Source organism: Mesorhizobium sp. CA13 (assembly GCF_020165235.1).
Lineage (GTDB): Bacteria > Pseudomonadota > Alphaproteobacteria > Rhizobiales > Rhizobiaceae > Mesorhizobium.
Window position 1 is genome coordinate 999,845 of sequence record NZ_JAIUHS010000001.1, and the last position, 15,314, is coordinate 1,015,158.

15 protein-coding genes are annotated in these 15,314 nt (G+C 65.3%); 4 read left to right on the forward strand and 11 right to left on the reverse strand.

Annotated features, from left to right (window positions below; genetic code table 11):
- Positions 1-112 precede the first annotated feature (112 nt).
- The 9 genes from LB566_RS04980 to LB566_RS05020 are packed head-to-tail and all read right to left on the reverse strand — an operon-like array spanning position 113 to position 8,518.
- The gene (locus LB566_RS04980) at positions 113-1,123 is read right to left on the reverse strand and encodes an ROK family protein (RefSeq protein ID WP_224623522.1); all 1,011 of its coding nucleotides are present in this window, start codon (positions 1,121-1,123) and stop codon (positions 113-115) included.
- A complete protein-coding gene (locus LB566_RS04985; RefSeq protein ID WP_224623523.1) occupies positions 1,120-1,842 on the reverse strand; it encodes a ribulose-phosphate 3-epimerase in 723 nt (240 codons plus the stop codon). Before LB566_RS04985 ends, LB566_RS04980 begins: the two co-directional genes overlap by 4 nt.
- A complete protein-coding gene (locus LB566_RS04990; RefSeq protein ID WP_224623524.1) occupies positions 1,839-2,678 on the reverse strand; it encodes an alpha/beta fold hydrolase in 840 nt (279 codons plus the stop codon). Before LB566_RS04990 ends, LB566_RS04985 begins: the two co-directional genes overlap by 4 nt.
- Complete coding sequence (locus LB566_RS04995) at positions 2,678-3,496, reverse strand: sugar phosphate isomerase/epimerase family protein (protein WP_224623525.1); 819 nt, start codon at positions 3,494-3,496, stop codon at positions 2,678-2,680. Before LB566_RS04995 ends, LB566_RS04990 begins: the two co-directional genes overlap by 1 nt.
- Positions 3,496-4,572 (reverse strand): Gfo/Idh/MocA family protein, encoded by a 1,077-nt coding sequence (locus LB566_RS05000; protein ID WP_224623526.1) that lies wholly within the window; start codon positions 4,570-4,572, stop codon positions 3,496-3,498. Before LB566_RS05000 ends, LB566_RS04995 begins: the two co-directional genes overlap by 1 nt.
- A gap of 4 nt (positions 4,573-4,576) precedes the next feature.
- Positions 4,577-5,398: a sugar phosphate isomerase/epimerase family protein gene (locus LB566_RS05005; RefSeq protein ID WP_224623527.1), complete on the reverse strand. Its 822-nt coding sequence runs from the start codon at positions 5,396-5,398 to the stop codon at positions 4,577-4,579.
- Between the two features lie 5 nt (positions 5,399-5,403).
- Positions 5,404-6,240 (reverse strand): carbohydrate ABC transporter permease, encoded by an 837-nt coding sequence (locus LB566_RS05010; RefSeq protein ID WP_224623528.1) that lies wholly within the window; start codon positions 6,238-6,240, stop codon positions 5,404-5,406.
- A complete protein-coding gene (locus LB566_RS05015; RefSeq protein ID WP_224623529.1) occupies positions 6,237-7,169 on the reverse strand; it encodes a carbohydrate ABC transporter permease in 933 nt (310 codons plus the stop codon). Before LB566_RS05015 ends, LB566_RS05010 begins: the two co-directional genes overlap by 4 nt.
- A gap of 2 nt (positions 7,170-7,171) precedes the next feature.
- Positions 7,172-8,518: an ABC transporter substrate-binding protein gene (locus LB566_RS05020; protein ID WP_224623530.1), complete on the reverse strand. Its 1,347-nt coding sequence runs from the start codon at positions 8,516-8,518 to the stop codon at positions 7,172-7,174.
- Between the two features lie 168 nt (positions 8,519-8,686).
- On the opposite strand from LB566_RS05020, the gene LB566_RS05025 reads away from it, so the two are divergent.
- Together LB566_RS05025 and LB566_RS05030 are read left to right on the forward strand one after the other, a co-directional pair.
- Positions 8,687-9,835, forward strand: a complete 1,149-nt coding sequence (locus LB566_RS05025; RefSeq protein ID WP_224623531.1) for a Gfo/Idh/MocA family protein — start codon at positions 8,687-8,689, stop codon at positions 9,833-9,835.
- 8 nt (positions 9,836-9,843) lie between these two features.
- Positions 9,844-10,809, forward strand: coding sequence for an alpha/beta hydrolase (locus LB566_RS05030; protein WP_411910454.1), 966 nt, complete (start codon positions 9,844-9,846; stop codon positions 10,807-10,809).
- On the opposite strand, the gene LB566_RS05035 is transcribed toward LB566_RS05030, so the two are convergent.
- On the reverse strand, positions 10,797-11,831 hold the full coding sequence (locus tag LB566_RS05035; protein WP_140551222.1) for a LacI family DNA-binding transcriptional regulator: 1,035 nt from the start codon (positions 11,829-11,831) through the stop codon (positions 10,797-10,799). The two genes, LB566_RS05030 and LB566_RS05035, sit on opposite strands and share 13 nt — an antisense overlap.
- Positions 11,832-12,157: 326 nt before the next feature.
- On the opposite strand from LB566_RS05035, the gene LB566_RS05040 reads away from it, so the two are divergent.
- Positions 12,158-12,631, forward strand: coding sequence for a carbohydrate ABC transporter permease (locus LB566_RS05040; RefSeq protein WP_224623532.1), 474 nt, complete (start codon positions 12,158-12,160; stop codon positions 12,629-12,631).
- Here the strand turns inward: LB566_RS05040 and pcaD are convergent.
- Entirely contained in the window at positions 12,621-13,445 is an 825-nt protein-coding gene (gene pcaD, locus LB566_RS05045) for a 3-oxoadipate enol-lactonase (protein ID WP_224623533.1), read from the reverse strand. The genes LB566_RS05040 and pcaD overlap by 11 nt on opposite strands.
- Positions 13,446-13,574: 129 nt before the next feature.
- On the opposite strand from pcaD, the gene LB566_RS05050 reads away from it, so the two are divergent.
- On the forward strand, positions 13,575-15,236 hold the full coding sequence (locus tag LB566_RS05050) for an alkaline phosphatase family protein (protein ID WP_224623534.1): 1,662 nt from the start codon (positions 13,575-13,577) through the stop codon (positions 15,234-15,236).
- Positions 15,237-15,314: the final 78 nt, after the last annotated feature.

Here is a 15,314-nt window from a genome sequence, read left to right on the forward strand (position 1 = left end):
GCAGCGGCCGCGCAGCGATAGCAAATGGCCGGAGGCATTGCTGCCTCCGGCCATTTTTCGTGTGTTCACGGTGTGAGGCGGCAGGACTTGCGCACGCCGCGCAGCTCGGCCATCAGTGTCCCTCCCCATGTCCGGGATATCTGCTCGGCCCTTCGACAGGCACGCGGGCCGTGCCGTCGTCGAACAGGACAAGGCTTGCCGCGCCGACCAGCCCGGCGTGGCGGCCGAGCTGGGCCTGAACCACCGGCACGTCGCGATAGGCGCGCATGGCGCGCTGGCGGACGGTCGCCTCTATTGCCGGAGCCATTAGATCGAGGCCATTGGCGATGCCGCCCCCGACGACCAGCACGTCGGGCGAATAGAGATGCAGGAGGTTGGTGAAGCCGACGCCCAGCCAGCGCGCCTCCTCCTCGAGCAGGGCCAGGGCGAGATCGTCCTGCAGCCGCGCCGCATCGACGACATGGCGGCCAGTAACCTCGCCGTTGGCCGAGAGGCGGCGCAGCGTCGAGCCGTCGAAGGCTGAAGTCGCGGCATTGGCGCGGCGGCCGAGCGCGGTGCCCGAGGCGATGGCCTCGAAACAGCCGACGACACCGCACATGCAGCGCTCGCCTTCGTTGGTGATGGTCATATGGCCGATCTCGGCGGCAAGCCCGCGGCGGCCATGCAGGATGCGCCCGTCGACGACGACGCCGCCGCCGATTCCGGTCGAGACGGTGACGAAGACGAGCGAGCGGGCACCGTGGCCGGCGCCGAAGCGCCACTCGCCAAGTGCTGCGGCATTGGCGTCGTTCTCCAGCCGCACCGGCAAGCCGAGCCGCCGCTCGAGGATGTCGGCCAGCGGCACGTCCAGCCAGCCGGCAAGCGTCGGCGGCCCGACCGCGATGCCGGCCAGCGGATCGAGCGGTCCGGGCGCACCGACGCCGACACCGAGTATGGCGAGCGCCGGTGCCTCGGCATGGATGGTCGCGGCGAGAGCCTCGATCTGGCCGATCACCACTTCGGGACCGGCCTGCGCCTGTGTCGGCACCGCCGCGAATGCCAGTATCTTGCCCTCGCGGTCGACCAGGGCGGCACGAAGCTCGGTGCCGCCCAGATCGATCGCGAGAGCGGCTTCGTTGCTCATGCCGCGACTTTCAGCCCATGCAGCCAGCCGATGCGGCCGGCCAGATCCTTGTCGCCGAAGGCGAGCGAGCCGAGCACCACGGTCTCGGCGCCTGCGGCGCGAAGCCGCGGCACCGTCTCATGGCGGATGCCGCCGTCGGCTGCCAAAACGACGGCCGCCTCGCGGCCGGTCTTGCGCAGGATGGCGCGGGCCTCAACCAACCTGTCGCAGGCTTTCTCCGAAAGGCCCTGCCCCTTGACGCCGATCGCGGTTCCCAGAAGCGTGACGAAGGCGACTTCGGAGACGAAAGGCGCCACCGTCTCGACCGGCGTTTCCAGCCGCAGCACGACGCCGGCCTCGGCGCCGAGTTGTCGTGCCAGCCGAACCGCGCGCAGACCCGCCTCGCCGTTTTCGGCATGGACGCTGATCATGTCGGCGCCGGCCTCGATGAACTGGCGCGTCTGCGCCTCGACAATCCCTGCGTCGACCATGAGGTGCACGTGGATGGGCTTGGCCGTCAGTTTGGCGATGCGGGCGACGAGATCGGGAAAGAACAGGAAGGACGGGGCGAAGAGACCGTCGGCTACGTCGATGTGATGCAGATCGACATAGGGTTCAATGCGCCGGAGGTCGCTCTCGAAATTGGCGAGATCGGCCGACCAGAGCGAGAACTCGGCGATCAGACGATCGCGCGGCAAGGCGGCGATGGCGGCCTGTCCTGAAAGGGGTTTGGAGGTCATGAGTCGTGGTGGTCCCGTTGATTGAAATTCGTTTCGAGAAAACTGCCGATGGCGGCGCGGATCTCGGTGAAATGAAGGGCCTTGTCGGTGGCCTTCGGCGCCACTTCGGCGAAGACCGCGTCGGGGATGGTTCTGGCGAGTTCGCGCGCGGTCGCCAGTGGGTGGACGAGATCGACGCCGCTTCCGACGACGAGCGTGGGGATTGACAGAGCAAAGGCTGCGGCCCGCGAGACGCCGGGTCCATCGGCGGCGATTGCCTGCATCATTTCGGCGAAGATCGCTGCGTTGTCGCGCTCGAAGAAACCGAGCAGGGACGCCAGATTGTCGGGTGCTTCGGCGCGGAACCGGGCCGCCGTGGCCGAAGCGGCAAAGACGGCGCGCGCCTCGTTCGGCGGACGGTTTCGGATGAGCTCGGCCACTTCCGCATAGGGACGCATATTTTCAGGGGCCGCGTCGAAGGCCCAGGCCGGACGGACCAGCACCAGGCCGGTGACGCGCTCGGGATGCCGGACGGCCAGGCGCAGCGCGATCGCCGCACCCATCGAGATGCCGCCGGCGACGAAGCGTTCGATGCCGGCCGCATCGGCGGCGGCCAGCACGTCGTCGGCGAACATGGCGATCGAAAAGGGGCGCTTGTGGCCGGCACCGGAGCCGCCTTGCGCGCGGCATTCGACGGTGAGCCGGCGTCGCGTCGGGCCGTCGGGAAAATTCTGCGCCACCTGGGCGGCGTCGCCGCCGAGGCCGTGCTGGAAGACGACGGGAAGCCCGCCCTGCCCCGTATCGAAGACGCGAAGCGCGGCATCGTCGCGAAGGATGATCGTCGGCGCGGCAACCATCAGAGCAGCCCGCGCAGAAACGCGGCGACGCCAGGCGCCTCTTCGGCGGCAAGCCCGTGGGTGACGAGCGAGCCGTCGAACCCGGCAGCCTTCAACCGCCCGACGAAATCCGGAAAGTCGACAACGCCCCGGCCGGCGGTGGCGAAGCGTCCGTCGGCAAAGCGGTCCTTGGCATGCGCCATGGTTATATGGCCGGCGGCCTCGTCGATCGCCGCCGCGACGATGGCGCGCGCTTCATCCGCAGTCGCATGTTCGAACAGGTTCGCCGGATCGAGCACGACCTTCAGATGCTTCGAGCCCATGTCGGCCATCAACCGGGTGGCATCCTTCGCCGAGGTGACGATGTTGGCCTGCTCGGGTTCGATGCCGAGATCGACGCCGGCCTCTTCGGCCAGCGCCAGCGCCTTTTCCATCTCTGCGGCCATGTCGGACCAGGCGGCCGGTGTGGCGTTCTCGGGATGGTAAGCCCATTGGTCGGCTGCATTGCGCGAGCCGGTGCAGAGCGTGACCAGCGGAATGTCGAGGGCGGCCGCCGTACCGATGACGACGGCAAGACGGCGAAGACCATCGTCGCGAACCGCCTTGTCGGGATGCGCCATGTTGTAGGTGCCCGACAGGGCGGCGAGCGATATGCCTGACGATCGGGCGGCGGCGCGGATGGCAGGAATGGCTGCGTCAGGCACGGCATCGGGCATCGACGGCAGGCCCGCGCAAGCGAGATTGAACTGCGTCGTCTCATAACCCGCCTGCCGCACGGCTTTCAGCACAGCAGCCGGCTCGGTGCCCGCAAAGGTCTTGGCGAAGATGCCGAGACGCATCAGACCGCACCCGAGACCGAGGCGAGCTCAATCCGCTCGCCGGTCTCGACGGAGCGGGCAATGGCGACCATGGCGCGGATTGAGGCGATGCCGTCCTCGACATTGGCGCCGCGCATCGGCGCGCCGTTCAGCACCGTGTCGGCGAGACCTTCCAGCTGGCGGCGGAAGAAATGGCCGTCGGCGCCGAGCGGTTTTCGCGAGGTCGCGTCCTTCTCATGGAAGATGTCGACCTCGCTGGCGCGGAAGTACCAGGGATTGAACGTCTTGGCGATGACGGAGCCGTTCTCGCCATAGAGCTGGAAACCCTCGTGCCAGTCCATGCGTACGGCGACGGTGAGATCGAGATGGCCAAGCGCGCCGCTGGCGAACTCGGTCTCGACGAACCAGCAATAGGCGCCGAAGCGCTCGTTGAGGCGCGCGCGGACAGCAAGGATGTCCCCACACAGGAAGCGCGCGGTGTCGACCAAATGCGAGCCGTGCGCCAGCATGAAATACTGCCGGAGATCCGCCTTCGGATTGCCGGACGGTTTCTTCGCCAGCTTGCTGGTGACAGGCAGCGGCTGCACCGCATCGGTGTTGGTGTAGCGGTGGGTGGAATCGCAATACCAGGCCTTCAGCGCCAGCACCTCGCCCATTTCGTCGCGCACGAAGTCGCGCGCCGCCTCCAGTGCCGGATCGAAGCGTTTCATGTGGCCGACCTGCAGGATCCTGCCGGAGCGCTTCACTGCCGCCGCCAGCGCCTCGCCCTCCTCGACCGAAGTGCCGATCGGCTTTTCGCACAGCACATGCTTGCCCGCGTCGAGCGCCTTGACCGACATCGGCACGTGATAGGCGTCCGACGTGGCGACGATGACGGCTTCCAGCTCGGGATCGGCGAGCATCGCGTCATAGTCGGCATACATCTTCCGCGGTTCGTAGGTGGCGCCCATGCGGGCGAGCAGGTCGGGTGCGGCGTCGCAAATGGCGTAAAGGTCGGCATTCCCGGCCTTTGCACAGGATTCCAGATGCGCGAACTGCGCGATGGGGCCGCAGCCGAGCACGCCGACCCTGAGGCGCCTGTCCTGTTTCCTGATCATGGTCTCAGGCTCCGTAGCCGCGCATCGTCTGGCGGTTGGTCTTGACCGCGCCGGCGGGATCGGCAGCGGCCGTGTCGGATTCTTCCTCAAGCACCAGCCAGCCGTTGAAGCGCGGCGCCGCACCGACGATCTCGATCACTTCAGGCGTGTCGCAGACGCCTTCACCCAGCATCGCCCAATCGCCCTTGGCGTCGACGTCCTTCAGATGGATGTAGCGGATACGGTCGCGGTAGGTGGTGAGCGTATCGGCCATATCCTTGTGGCCGCGCAGGATGTGGCCGGTATCGGGCACCCAGCCGACCAGGTCGGGTTCGAGCAAGGCAAAGATCGCGTCGTAGTCGGCGCGGTCGAACAGCAGCGTGTTGTGGTGGGAACTCGGATGCACGGCGACCTGGACGCCGGCCTTACGCCCGAGTTCGCCGGCCCTGTTATAGACCTCCGCGGCGATGGCGAATTTGTCGTCGCGCGAACCGTCGGAGACGACGGTCGCCGAGCCCATCGACACCAGCGCGCCGGGGAAGGCGGCGGCGAAGTCGATCCAGCGCTTTGCGGTGTCGAGGTCGGCGCCGATCTCGTCCTTCAGCGTGAAGCCGCTTTTCGAACCGAAGGCGAAGGAGACCAGGATCAGGCCGGATGACTCCAGCGCCGCGGCAAACTCGACCGGCTTGCCTGCATAGCGGCCGATCATGGTGTCGGTGATCTCGATGCCGGCATAGCCGCCATCGGCGATCGCCTTGAGGAGATCGTCGGGGCCGCCGGTCCAGGCCTTGCCGAGCATCTCCCAGGTGAAGGTCTGGCAGCCGACCTTGAGCTTCGTCTTCGTCATGTCGTTCATTCCTTGACGCCGCCTTGGGTCAATCCCTCGATGATGTGGCGCTGGAAGAACAGCACCAGGAGGATCAGCGGCACGGTGACCACGGCGGAGGCCGCGGCGATGTCGCCCCAGGGGACGTAATAGAGGTTGGTGAAATTGGCGATGCCGACCGGGATCGTCTGCCGGTCGATGTTGGAGGTGAAGGCAAGCGCGAACAGGAATTCGTTCCACGCGGTGATGAAGGCGAGCAGGCCTGTCGTCACCAGGCTGGGCAGCGACATCGGCAGGATGATGCGCCAGAGCAGGCCGGGAACGCTGACACCGTCCATGCGCGCCGCCTCGTCGATCTCGCGCGGAAGCGTCTCGAAATAGCCGAACAGCACCCAGGTCACCAAAGGCAGGCCGAGCGCCAGATAGGTGATGATCAGAGCCGTGTAGGTGTCGAGCAGGCCGAGATTGGTAGCCACCAGATAGAGCGGTCCGACCAGCGCGATCTGCGGGAACATCGACACCGACAGGATGACCATCAGGATGCCGAAGCGGCCCTTGACGTTGAGCCGCGACAGCGCGAAGGCGGCCAGCGAGCCGACGAAGAGGCACAGGAATGTCGTCGCCAGCGACACCACCAGCGAGTTCCAGACATAACGGTGAAGCTCTTTCTCGACGAAGGCGTTGTAGTAGTGCTCCAGCGTGAAAGGGTGCGGGATCAGCGACGGCGAGCCCGACGTCAGCATCTTGTCGAGCTGGAACGAGGTCGAGAACTGCCAGATGAACGGTCCGGCCGACCAGATCAGGATCAGCACGGCGCCGGCATAGATGGCGAGGCTTTGCAGCGGCGGGCGCGTCCGGTTCATTGCGCCCTCCTGATCTGTCTGACGAGGTAGAGGACGAAGGCCAGCGCAATGATGCCTTCGGTGATGAACATCGCCGTCGACACGGCCGAGCCGTAGCCGAATTGCAGCGTCGAGAACAGCACCTTGTAGGACAGGGTCGACAGCGTTTCGGTCGAATCGGCCGGGCCGCCGCCGGTCAGCACGTACACAAGGTCGAAGACGCGGAAAGCGTCGAGCGCCCGGAACAGGCCGGCAATCAGCAAGGTCGGCATCAATAGCGGCAGGCGAATATGCCAGAAGGTGGTCCAGCCCCTGGCGCCGTCCATGCGCGCCGCCTCGATCAGCGAATTGGGCACGGTCTGCAACCCTGTCAAAAGCAGCAGCGCCATGAACGGCGTCGTCTTCCAGACATCGGCGATGATGATGGTGGTCATCGCCGTATCGGGGGAACCGTACCAGTTGATGTTGTGGTCGATCAGGCCCGCATGCAGGAGGATGTAATTGATGATGCCGTTCTGGCCGTCGAACAGCCAGCCGAACATTTTCGAGGTGACGACTGTGGGCATCGCCCACGGCACCAGCATGGCCGCGCGGACGAGCCCGCGCCCTTTGAAGGCCTCGCACAGGATGAGCGCCATGCAGAGCCCGATCACCGTCTCCAGCACCGTCGAGGCAGCGGTGAACCACATCGTATGCCACCAGGCATTCCAGAACTGCTGATCGCCCCAGAGCTGGACGTAATTGGCCAAGCCGGTGAAATCCTGATCCTGCGTGATCAGCGAGGTGTTGGTCAGCGAGAGATAGAGCCCGTTGACGATCGGGTAGAAGGAAACCGACGCCAGCGACACGAAGGCCGGCGTCAGCAGGATGAGGGCCCAGAAGGCGCCGGGAAGCGCCTTGCCAAGCCGCCGCGGCCGGCCGGAGCCCGAAACGGTGGCGGCCGCGGTCATGATCAGGCGACGATCTTGTTGATCTGGTCGGCGAGCGCGTCCATCTCGGCCTGGACCTTGCCGGAGACCAGGGCCTTGGAGATGCCGGACTGCAGCGCCAGCGTCACCTTGGCATATTCAGGCGTGATCGGCCGCGCCGTGGCGCCGGTGAAGACTTTCTCCAGGCTCGCCATGAACGGCTGTTCCTTCTTGATCTGCTCATCCTGGAACAGCGCCGGCCGTGTTGGCGCCAGGCCGAAGTTCAGCGCGATGCGGTGCTGGGTCTCGGTCGACGATAGCCAGGTCAAAAGCTCGATCGCGGCCTCGCGCTGCTTCGAGTTGGCGTTGACGCCGAGCTGATAGCCGCCGAGGCAGGCCGAGCTCTTGCCGCCAGGGAAGGCGGGCAGCGGCGCAACGCCGACCTTGTCGACCACCTGCGAGGCCTTGGGGTCCTGCGCGATAGGATAGACATAGGACCAGTTGCGCATGAACATCGCCTTTCCGGAGGTGAAGGGCTGGCGCGACGGCTCCTCATCCCAGGACAACACGTCCTGCGGGCTGATCTTGGTCGTGGCGATGGTGTCGTGCAGGAACTGGATCGCTTCCACCGCGCCCTTCTGGTTGATCAGCGACGATTTGCCGTCGGGCGCCAGGATCGCTCCGTTGTTGGAGGTGATGATCTCAACCGCGTCGCAGACCAGAACCTCAGCCTGCTTGCCCTGCCAGAGATAGCCGAAATCGACGTCGCCGGCCTTCTGCGCGGCAGCGGCGAGCGTCGCCATATCGGCCCAGTTGTCCGGCACCTTGCCGCCGTGCTTGTCCAGCACGTCCTTGCGGTAATAGAACATGCCCGAATCCATGAACCACGGCAGTGCTGTGAGCTTGCCGCCATAGGTACAGGCGTTGAGCGTTCCGGTGAAGTAAGCAGTGCGCTTGTCGGCTGGGAAATACTCGTCGAGCGGCAGCGCCCAGCCGGCGGCAGCGAAGCCGGCGATCCAGATCACGTCCTGGCTGAAAACGTCCGGCGTGCCGCTGCGGCGGGCAAGCTGTTGCACCAGCCCCTGGTAGACTTCCGTCGAGGAGCTCGGCGGGGGCAGTTCGATGTTCTTGACCAGGACGCGGTCCTGCGATTCGTTGAAGGCCTTGATCAGGTCGCCGAAGGTCTCCTTGCCGAAGAAGGCAGCGCTGGCGAAGCTTATTTCGGCGCGCGACTGGGCGCGAGCACGTCCAATGCCGAGAGAGGTCCCTGCCCCGAACGCCGCCGCGCCCAGAAGGCCGGCGGAACCGATAAGAAATTGCCGGCGGTCGGCAATCGTTACATGACCCACAGGCTCAGATGCGGCGATTGGCCGTTTTTTCATATCTGTCATTTTCTCCTCCTAGGGCTGGCAGCCTCCCGATATCGCCAGCTTTTTCGCATGTTCTATAAAAATTTTACGCGCGTCAATATTCAAAATGCTGTATAGCGGTTTGCCAGACGTGATCGGCTGCCGGCGCAACGGATTGGGCAGGCCATGCATCGGAAGAGCGACAAGAAAATGCACGGAAGATCGAGGACGAAGCTTGGGATCGGCGTCGTCGGATGCGGCAACATCTCGATGACCTATCTGCGCAATGCCGCGCTTTTCGGCGGCATCGAGCTGCGCGCCTGCGCCGACATCTCGGCCGACATGGCGGCGCTGCGGGCGAGGGAATATGGCATCCGTGCGCTCGGCGTCGACGCCATGCTGGCCGATCCCGAGATCGATCTCGTCCTCAATCTGACCATCCCGGCAGCACATTTCGACGTTTCGCTTTCGGCGCTCTCGGCGGGCAAGCATGTGTTTACCGAAAAGCCGCTGGCGACCTCGGCCAGCGATGGGCGCCGCTTGGTATCGGAGGCGGCCAAGCGGGGGCTGCTGCTCGGCTCGGCCCCCGACACCTTCCTCGGCGCCGCCGGGCGGCGGGCGCGGCGCCTGATGGATGAAGGCGCCATTGGCCGGCCGGTCACCGGCACCGCCTTCATGATGGGGCGCGGCATGGAGCACTGGCACCCCAACCCGCAATTCTACTACCAGCCGGGCGGCGGCCCGGTGTTCGACATGGGGCCCTACTATCTGACCATGCTGGTCAATCTGCTCGGCCCGGTCAGCCGCGTCATGGCGATGGCTACGCGGGGCCAGCAGGAGCGGCTGATATCGGCCGAGGGACCGTTCAAGAACACGACCTTCAAGGTCGGCACACCGACCAACGTGCTGTCGCTGCTCGAATTCCGGTCAGGAGCGACAGTCACCTTCGGCGCCTCATGGGACGTGTTCAAGCACTCCAATCATCCGATCGAGCTGCATGGCACGGAGGGCTCGCTGCGCCTGCCCGACCCCGACACGTTCGGCGGCACCGTGTCGCTGTCCGAGCGCGGCGCCGACTGGAAGGATTTCGCCAGCGAGGGCGAACTCTACGGCGCCCGCAACTGGCCCTATGCCGCGCCCGACCGCGCCAACTATCGCATGCTCGGCGTCGCCGACCTCGTGCGTTCGCGCGCGACAGGTGCCACGCCCCGCGCGTCGGGCAATCTGGCGCTGCACGTGCTGGAGATCATGGAGGCGATCCTGCTCTCGGGCGAAACGAAAAGCTCCGTCGCTATTGCTGGCGATGTCGTGCAGCCGGCCCTACTCTCGGAGGACGAAGCCCGCGGCCTGCTCGCCTAGATGCGATCATGACGGAGATTGCGATGACGCTCGATCCTGATGCTCTGCGTGCCCTTGAAATCGGCCGCGCGGCCGGTGGTGAGCCGTTCGAGAACGGCAGCGTGGCGGCGGCGCGGGCCGCCTACAACGCTTCGTTCCCGACGCAGCAGGGCGAACATGAGCCGGTCGCGGCGACCTCGCAGCGGCAGATCGACGGACCGAACGGCCCGGTTCCGATCCGCGTGCATCGCGGCATCGGCGCACCGCGAACCGGGGCGCGCGCCGTGCTTTATCTGCATGGCGGCGGCTGGGTCATCGGCAATCTCGATTCGCATGACGAGATCTGCCGCTGGCTGGCCAATCTGGCCAATGCCGTCGTCGTCTGCCCCGACTACCGACTGGCACCGGAGCACAAATTCCCCGCCGGGCTCGAGGACTGCGCGGCAGCGCTTCGCTTCATGGCGCAAGACGCCGGGGAGCTCTGCATCGACCCGGCTCGCATCGCCGTTGCCGGCGACAGCGCCGGCGGCAATCTTGCCGCCGTGCTGGCACTGCTCGCCCGCGATGGGCAAGCACCGCCGCTTGCCGCCCAGATCTTGATTTATCCCAACACCGATGCCCGCCAGGCGGCGGACAGCTACCGCCGTTTCGGCAATGGGTTTGGACTGACCGCCGCCACCATGGCCTGGTTCCGCGACCACTATGTGCGCACCCCGGACGACATCAAGGACTGGCGCGTTTCGCCGCTGCTGGCACCGAGCCTTGCAGGCGCGGCGCCGGCGTTTGTCGTGACCGCCGGTCACGATATCCTGGTCGATGAAGGGACCGCCTATGGCGAACGCCTGCTCGCCGAGGGGGTGCCGCTGGTCCTGCGGCACTGGCCGGGCCAGATCCACGGCTTCGTGTCGATGGGCCGCTATATTCTCGCCGCGCGGCAAGCGATGAGCGAGGCCGCGGCCTGGTTCGAATTGCAAACGCGCGCTCAGGCCGACTGACGCATCACCAGGGTCGCGCCGAGCTTGACGTTTCGCACGATGTCATGCGCGGGCGGGCCGGCCTCGTCGAGCAACGCCAGCAAGATCTCTACGCTGCGGCCGGCCATTGCCGCGAAGTCCTGCGCCATGGTGGTGAGCGGCGGGCAAGTGTAGCGGCTCAACGGGTGGTCGTCATGGGCGGCGACACGGAAGTCGCAATCGGGCTTGCGGCCGATCTTCAGCCCGCGCGTGAAGGCAGCCGACATGATGCCGAAGGCAAGACGGTCATTGGCGCACAGGATGGTGCGGCCAGGCAGGCCTCCCTTGTCGAGCGTCCTTTCCATCCATTCATGGCCGATCCGCTCGAAGTCCCAGGTGTAATCACGCGCCGCGTCGATGACGACAGGCTCAAGGCCGGCGGCCCGCATCGTCTCGATGTAGCTTTGCAGCCGCTCGCCCGAATTGTGGTTGACGTGCGGGATGTCGACATACACCGGCGGCTCGCCGGACCGGCAGAGATAATCGACCATGATCGACGTGCTCTGGTGGTTGTCGTTGCCGACGAAGGGCGTGTCGCCCTCGATATAGGTGTCGAAATAGACGATCGGGATGTCCTCGCCCATCCGTTCGAAGACGCCCGGCTCGGAAACCGATCCCAGCGGGGCCACGATGGCGCCCGCCACCTTCAGCGAGGTGAGCGTCTTGACCGATTCCGACTCAAGCCTGGGCGAACCGTGCGAGGAGATGACGATCGGCCAAAAACCCTCGTCGCGGCAGCGTAGTTCAATGCGGCTGACCATCTCGGCATAGAACGGATCGGTAATCGCCGGCACGACGATGCCGACATTGCGGGTGCGCTTGCGGTTGAGATTGCGGGCGAAGAGGTTCGGCTGATAATCCGAGGAGCGAAGTGCGGCCTCGATGCGGGCCCGCGTCGCCGGCTTGACGCTCGCCGGATCATCGAAATATTTGGACAGGGTCGGCCGTGACACACCGCACGCCCGGGCGAAGTCATCCATCGTGCGGTGCGTCTTTTCCGCCATCGATATTCAGGGTCCCTTGCCCTCGCCCGTCGGTTCCATCGCTCCAGCCGACACCAGCCATGCGGCCGTTGCCTGGAAGCAGCAATGCTCGACCGAACTTGTCCAGTCAAGTTTTAACGGTTCCCATACAACGCACAATTATTACGCGCGTCAAATTATTTTTTTACGCTTAAAAACACCGGAGCGTCGAAGCAACCCGAGGGAGATGGCCCCGAGTTGGCTACACCGGCGCCAGAACCAGCGCCCCCCGTCGTGCGACGGGCTTCGATGATGCCGGCCGCCTCCATGCCCGGCGCGCCGGGCGGCTGCAGGAGATGCGCCGGGGGATGGAACTCGCAGCGCCATTCCTCGTCGGCTCGATCGGCCTCAATGCCAGCCTCGCCGGCATCATCGTGCCCAACCTCGCCAATGGCTTCGGCATCTTCCTGATGCGCCAGTTCATTGCGGGCGTGCCCGACGATCTGATCGACGCCGCGCGCATTGACGGCGCATCCGAACTGCTGATCCTGTTCAAGATCGTGGCGCCCAGCGTGGCGCCGGCGATCGCGGCGTTGGCGCTGTTTGCCTTCGTCTATCGCTGGAACAGCTATCTGTGGCCGCTGACCGTGCTGCAAGGCAATGCCGACGCCTATCCGATCGTCATCAGCCTCAGCCGGCTCTTGAGCTACAACAGAGGCGCCGTCAACACCGGGCTGGTGATGGCAGGCGCGACGCTTGCCGTGCTGCCGCCGCTCATCCTCTTCGTCCTGCTGCAGCGCTTCTTCGTCGATTCCATCGTCGGCTCGGCGATCAAGGGGTAGCCGCGCTCAAAGGTTTCTCCCCCGGGGGAAGCGACGCGATAAAATCGCGGATCAATGCGACCACCGCCTCCGGCTGTTCCATGCAGGGAATGTGGCCGGCGTTAGGGATGATCTCGAAGCGGGCGCCGGGGATCAGCGCTGCCAGCGAGCGGACGAGATCGGGCGGCGTCGAGCCATCCTGGTCGCCGACGATACAGAGCGTGGGCACCGCGATGCGCCGCGCGGCCTCGGTGAGGTCGGCATCGCGGACCGCCTTGCATGTCCCGATATAACCCGGCAGCGCCTGCCTGGTCAGCATATTGCGGCAACCGGCAAGGTCGGCAGCGCGCGCGGCATGGAAATCCGGCGTGAACCATGCTTTCATCACGCCGTCGGCTATCGCCTCGATCCCATCGCGCTCGACGGTGGCGATGCGCGTGTTCCAGCTCTCGTCCGTGCCGATCTTGTGCGCCGTGCCGGACAGGATCAGAGCCTCCACGCAGCTGGGATGACGGGTATAGAGCCGCTGTGCGATCAGGCCGCCGACCGACAGGCCGAACAGCACGACCCTGCCGAGATCGAAGTGATCGATGAGGCCCAGGAGGTCGTCGACATGATCATCGATCGACCGGATGCCGCCGCCGATGTCGGACAGTCCGTGGCCGCGCTTGTCGTAGACCAGCAGAGGCCTGTCACCGCTTAATTGCGAGATGACATCGTCCCAGATGCGCAAATCGGTACCCAGGGAATTGATGAACACCACCGGCCGCGCGGTGCCGGTCGCCTCGATGTAACGATGGTGCAGCGCAAGGCCGCCAATGGTGACGAACGGCACGATTTCGACCCTCCGGCTCCCACAGTGCATGAGGCATTTGGTTCGGTAAAATGATATTTTGAGGCATCGTTGAAGGACATCCGCCGTTCTGGCACACCGGTCTTGCGAGACCACAATGACGGACAACCAATGACAGACCGCCGCAACGTCCTTTTCATAATGTGCGACCAGTTGCGCTTCGACTATCTGAGCTGCGCCGGACACAAGACCCTGCACACGCCGAACATCGACCGGCTGGCCAGCCGGGGGGTGCGCTTCACCAACGCCTATGTGCAATCGACCGTGTGCGGGCCCTCGCGCATGAGCGCCTATACAGGCCGCTATGTCCGCTCGCATGGATCGACGCATAACGGCGTGCCACTCAGGGTCGGCGAGCCTACGCTCGGCGAGCATCTGCGCGAGATCGGCGTGCGCTGCGCGCTGATCGGCAAGACGCATATGAGGGCCGACGAGGAAGGCATGGAGCGCCTCGGCATCGACAAGACGTCCATCATCGGCGTGCGCGTTGCCGAATGCGGCTTCGAACCGTTCGAGCGCGATGACGGGCTGCATCCGTCATCCGCCTACGATCCCGACCCGGCCTACGACCAATATCTGCGCGAGCACGGCTTCGACGCCGCCAATCCGTGGGAGCACTGGGCCAATTCCGGTGAAGGCGAGGATGGCGAGAATTTCAACGGCTGGCTGCTCGTCCATGCCGACAAGCCGGCGCGCATCCCCGAGGAGCATTCGGAAACACCCTACATGACGCGCCGCGCCATGCGCTTCATCGAGGAGGCCGAGGCAAAGGGCGAGGCCTGGTGCGCGCATCTGTCCTACATCAAGCCTCACTGGCCCTATATCGTGCCGGCGCCCTATCACGACATGTACGGCACGGCCGACATAAAGCCGGTCGTGCGCAGCGAAGCAGAACGCGTCTCGCCTCACGCGATCTTCGAAGCCTTCCAGCAGGAGCGCTACTCCAGGAACTTCTCCCGCGACGAGGTCCGCGAGAGGGTCGTTCCCTGCTATATGGGCCTGATCAGGCAGATCGACGATCAGTTGGGCAGATTGTTCGAGTTCATGGAAGAGCGCGGCCTGTTCGACAACACGATGATCGTGTTCACCTCCGACCATGGCGACTATCTCGGCGACCATTGGCTGGGCGAAAAATACCTGTTCCACGACGTCGCGGCCAAGGTGCCGATGATCGTCTACGATCCACGCCGGCAGGCCGACGCGACGCGCGGCACGACATCGGATGCGCTGGTGGAGATGATCGATCTCGCGCCGACCTTCCTCGACTTCTTCGGCGGCAAGGCGAAGCCTCACATCCTCGAGGGCCGCTCGCTGGCGCCGCTGCTGGCCGGCCAGGACGTGAACTGGCGGCGCCACGCGGTGAGCGAGTACGACTATGGCGGCGATGCCGCGCGGCTGAAGCTCGCCATGCCGGTCGCCGACTGCAAGCTCTACATGATCACCGACGGTCGCTTCAAACTGGTCCATGGCGAGGGCCTGGCGCCGATGTTCTTCGACCTGCACAGCGATCCGTACGAACTCAACGATCTCGGCACCGAAGCATCGGCGGCGGCCGACATCGAACGCTTGCGGCAGGCGCTGTTCCGCTGGCTGGCCCTGCCCAACAACCGCATCACCGCCGCCGACGAGTGGCTGACGGGAAACGACGACAAGATGCGGCACTTCGATCCGTTGATCGAGCCCGGCGTGCTGATCGGTTACTGGGACGAGGCCGAACTCGCCGAACAGCGCGAAGCGCGCAGGCGCTGGTTGTCACGCGAATCCGGAGAATGAGCCTGGACGCCGTTGCCGTGGCGGCACGGAGTTAATGCATGTCGCCCAAAAGTGACCTCGGTTTTGGGAAAACGACAT

Excerpts from the sequence above, each read along its gene's own strand:
- LB566_RS04980 (WP_224623522.1), bottom strand. The coding sequence starts at position 1,123 with ATGAGCAACGAAGCCGCTCTCGCGATCGATCTGGGCGGCACCGAGCTT.
- LB566_RS04985 (WP_224623523.1), bottom strand. The coding sequence starts at position 1,842 with ATGACCTCCAAACCCCTTTCAGGACAGGCCGCCATCGCCGCCTTGCCG.
- LB566_RS04990 (WP_224623524.1), bottom strand. The coding sequence starts at position 2,678 with ATGGTTGCCGCGCCGACGATCATCCTTCGCGACGATGCCGCGCTTCGC.
- LB566_RS04995 (WP_224623525.1), bottom strand. The coding sequence starts at position 3,496 with ATGCGTCTCGGCATCTTCGCCAAGACCTTTGCGGGCACCGAGCCGGCT.
- LB566_RS05000 (WP_224623526.1), bottom strand. The coding sequence starts at position 4,572 with ATGATCAGGAAACAGGACAGGCGCCTCAGGGTCGGCGTGCTCGGCTGC.
- LB566_RS05005 (WP_224623527.1), bottom strand. The coding sequence starts at position 5,398 with ATGACGAAGACGAAGCTCAAGGTCGGCTGCCAGACCTTCACCTGGGAG.
- LB566_RS05010 (WP_224623528.1), bottom strand. The coding sequence starts at position 6,240 with ATGAACCGGACGCGCCCGCCGCTGCAAAGCCTCGCCATCTATGCCGGC.
- LB566_RS05015 (WP_224623529.1), bottom strand. The coding sequence starts at position 7,169 with ATGACCGCGGCCGCCACCGTTTCGGGCTCCGGCCGGCCGCGGCGGCTT.
- LB566_RS05020 (WP_224623530.1), bottom strand. The coding sequence starts at position 8,518 with ATGACAGATATGAAAAAACGGCCAATCGCCGCATCTGAGCCTGTGGGT.
- LB566_RS05025 (WP_224623531.1), top strand. The coding sequence starts at position 8,687 with ATGCACGGAAGATCGAGGACGAAGCTTGGGATCGGCGTCGTCGGATGC.
- LB566_RS05030 (WP_411910454.1), top strand. The coding sequence starts at position 9,844 with ATGACGGAGATTGCGATGACGCTCGATCCTGATGCTCTGCGTGCCCTT.
- LB566_RS05035 (WP_140551222.1), bottom strand. The coding sequence starts at position 11,831 with ATGGCGGAAAAGACGCACCGCACGATGGATGACTTCGCCCGGGCGTGC.
- LB566_RS05040 (WP_224623532.1), top strand. The coding sequence starts at position 12,158 with ATGGAACTCGCAGCGCCATTCCTCGTCGGCTCGATCGGCCTCAATGCC.
- LB566_RS05050 (WP_224623534.1), top strand. The coding sequence starts at position 13,575 with ATGACAGACCGCCGCAACGTCCTTTTCATAATGTGCGACCAGTTGCGC.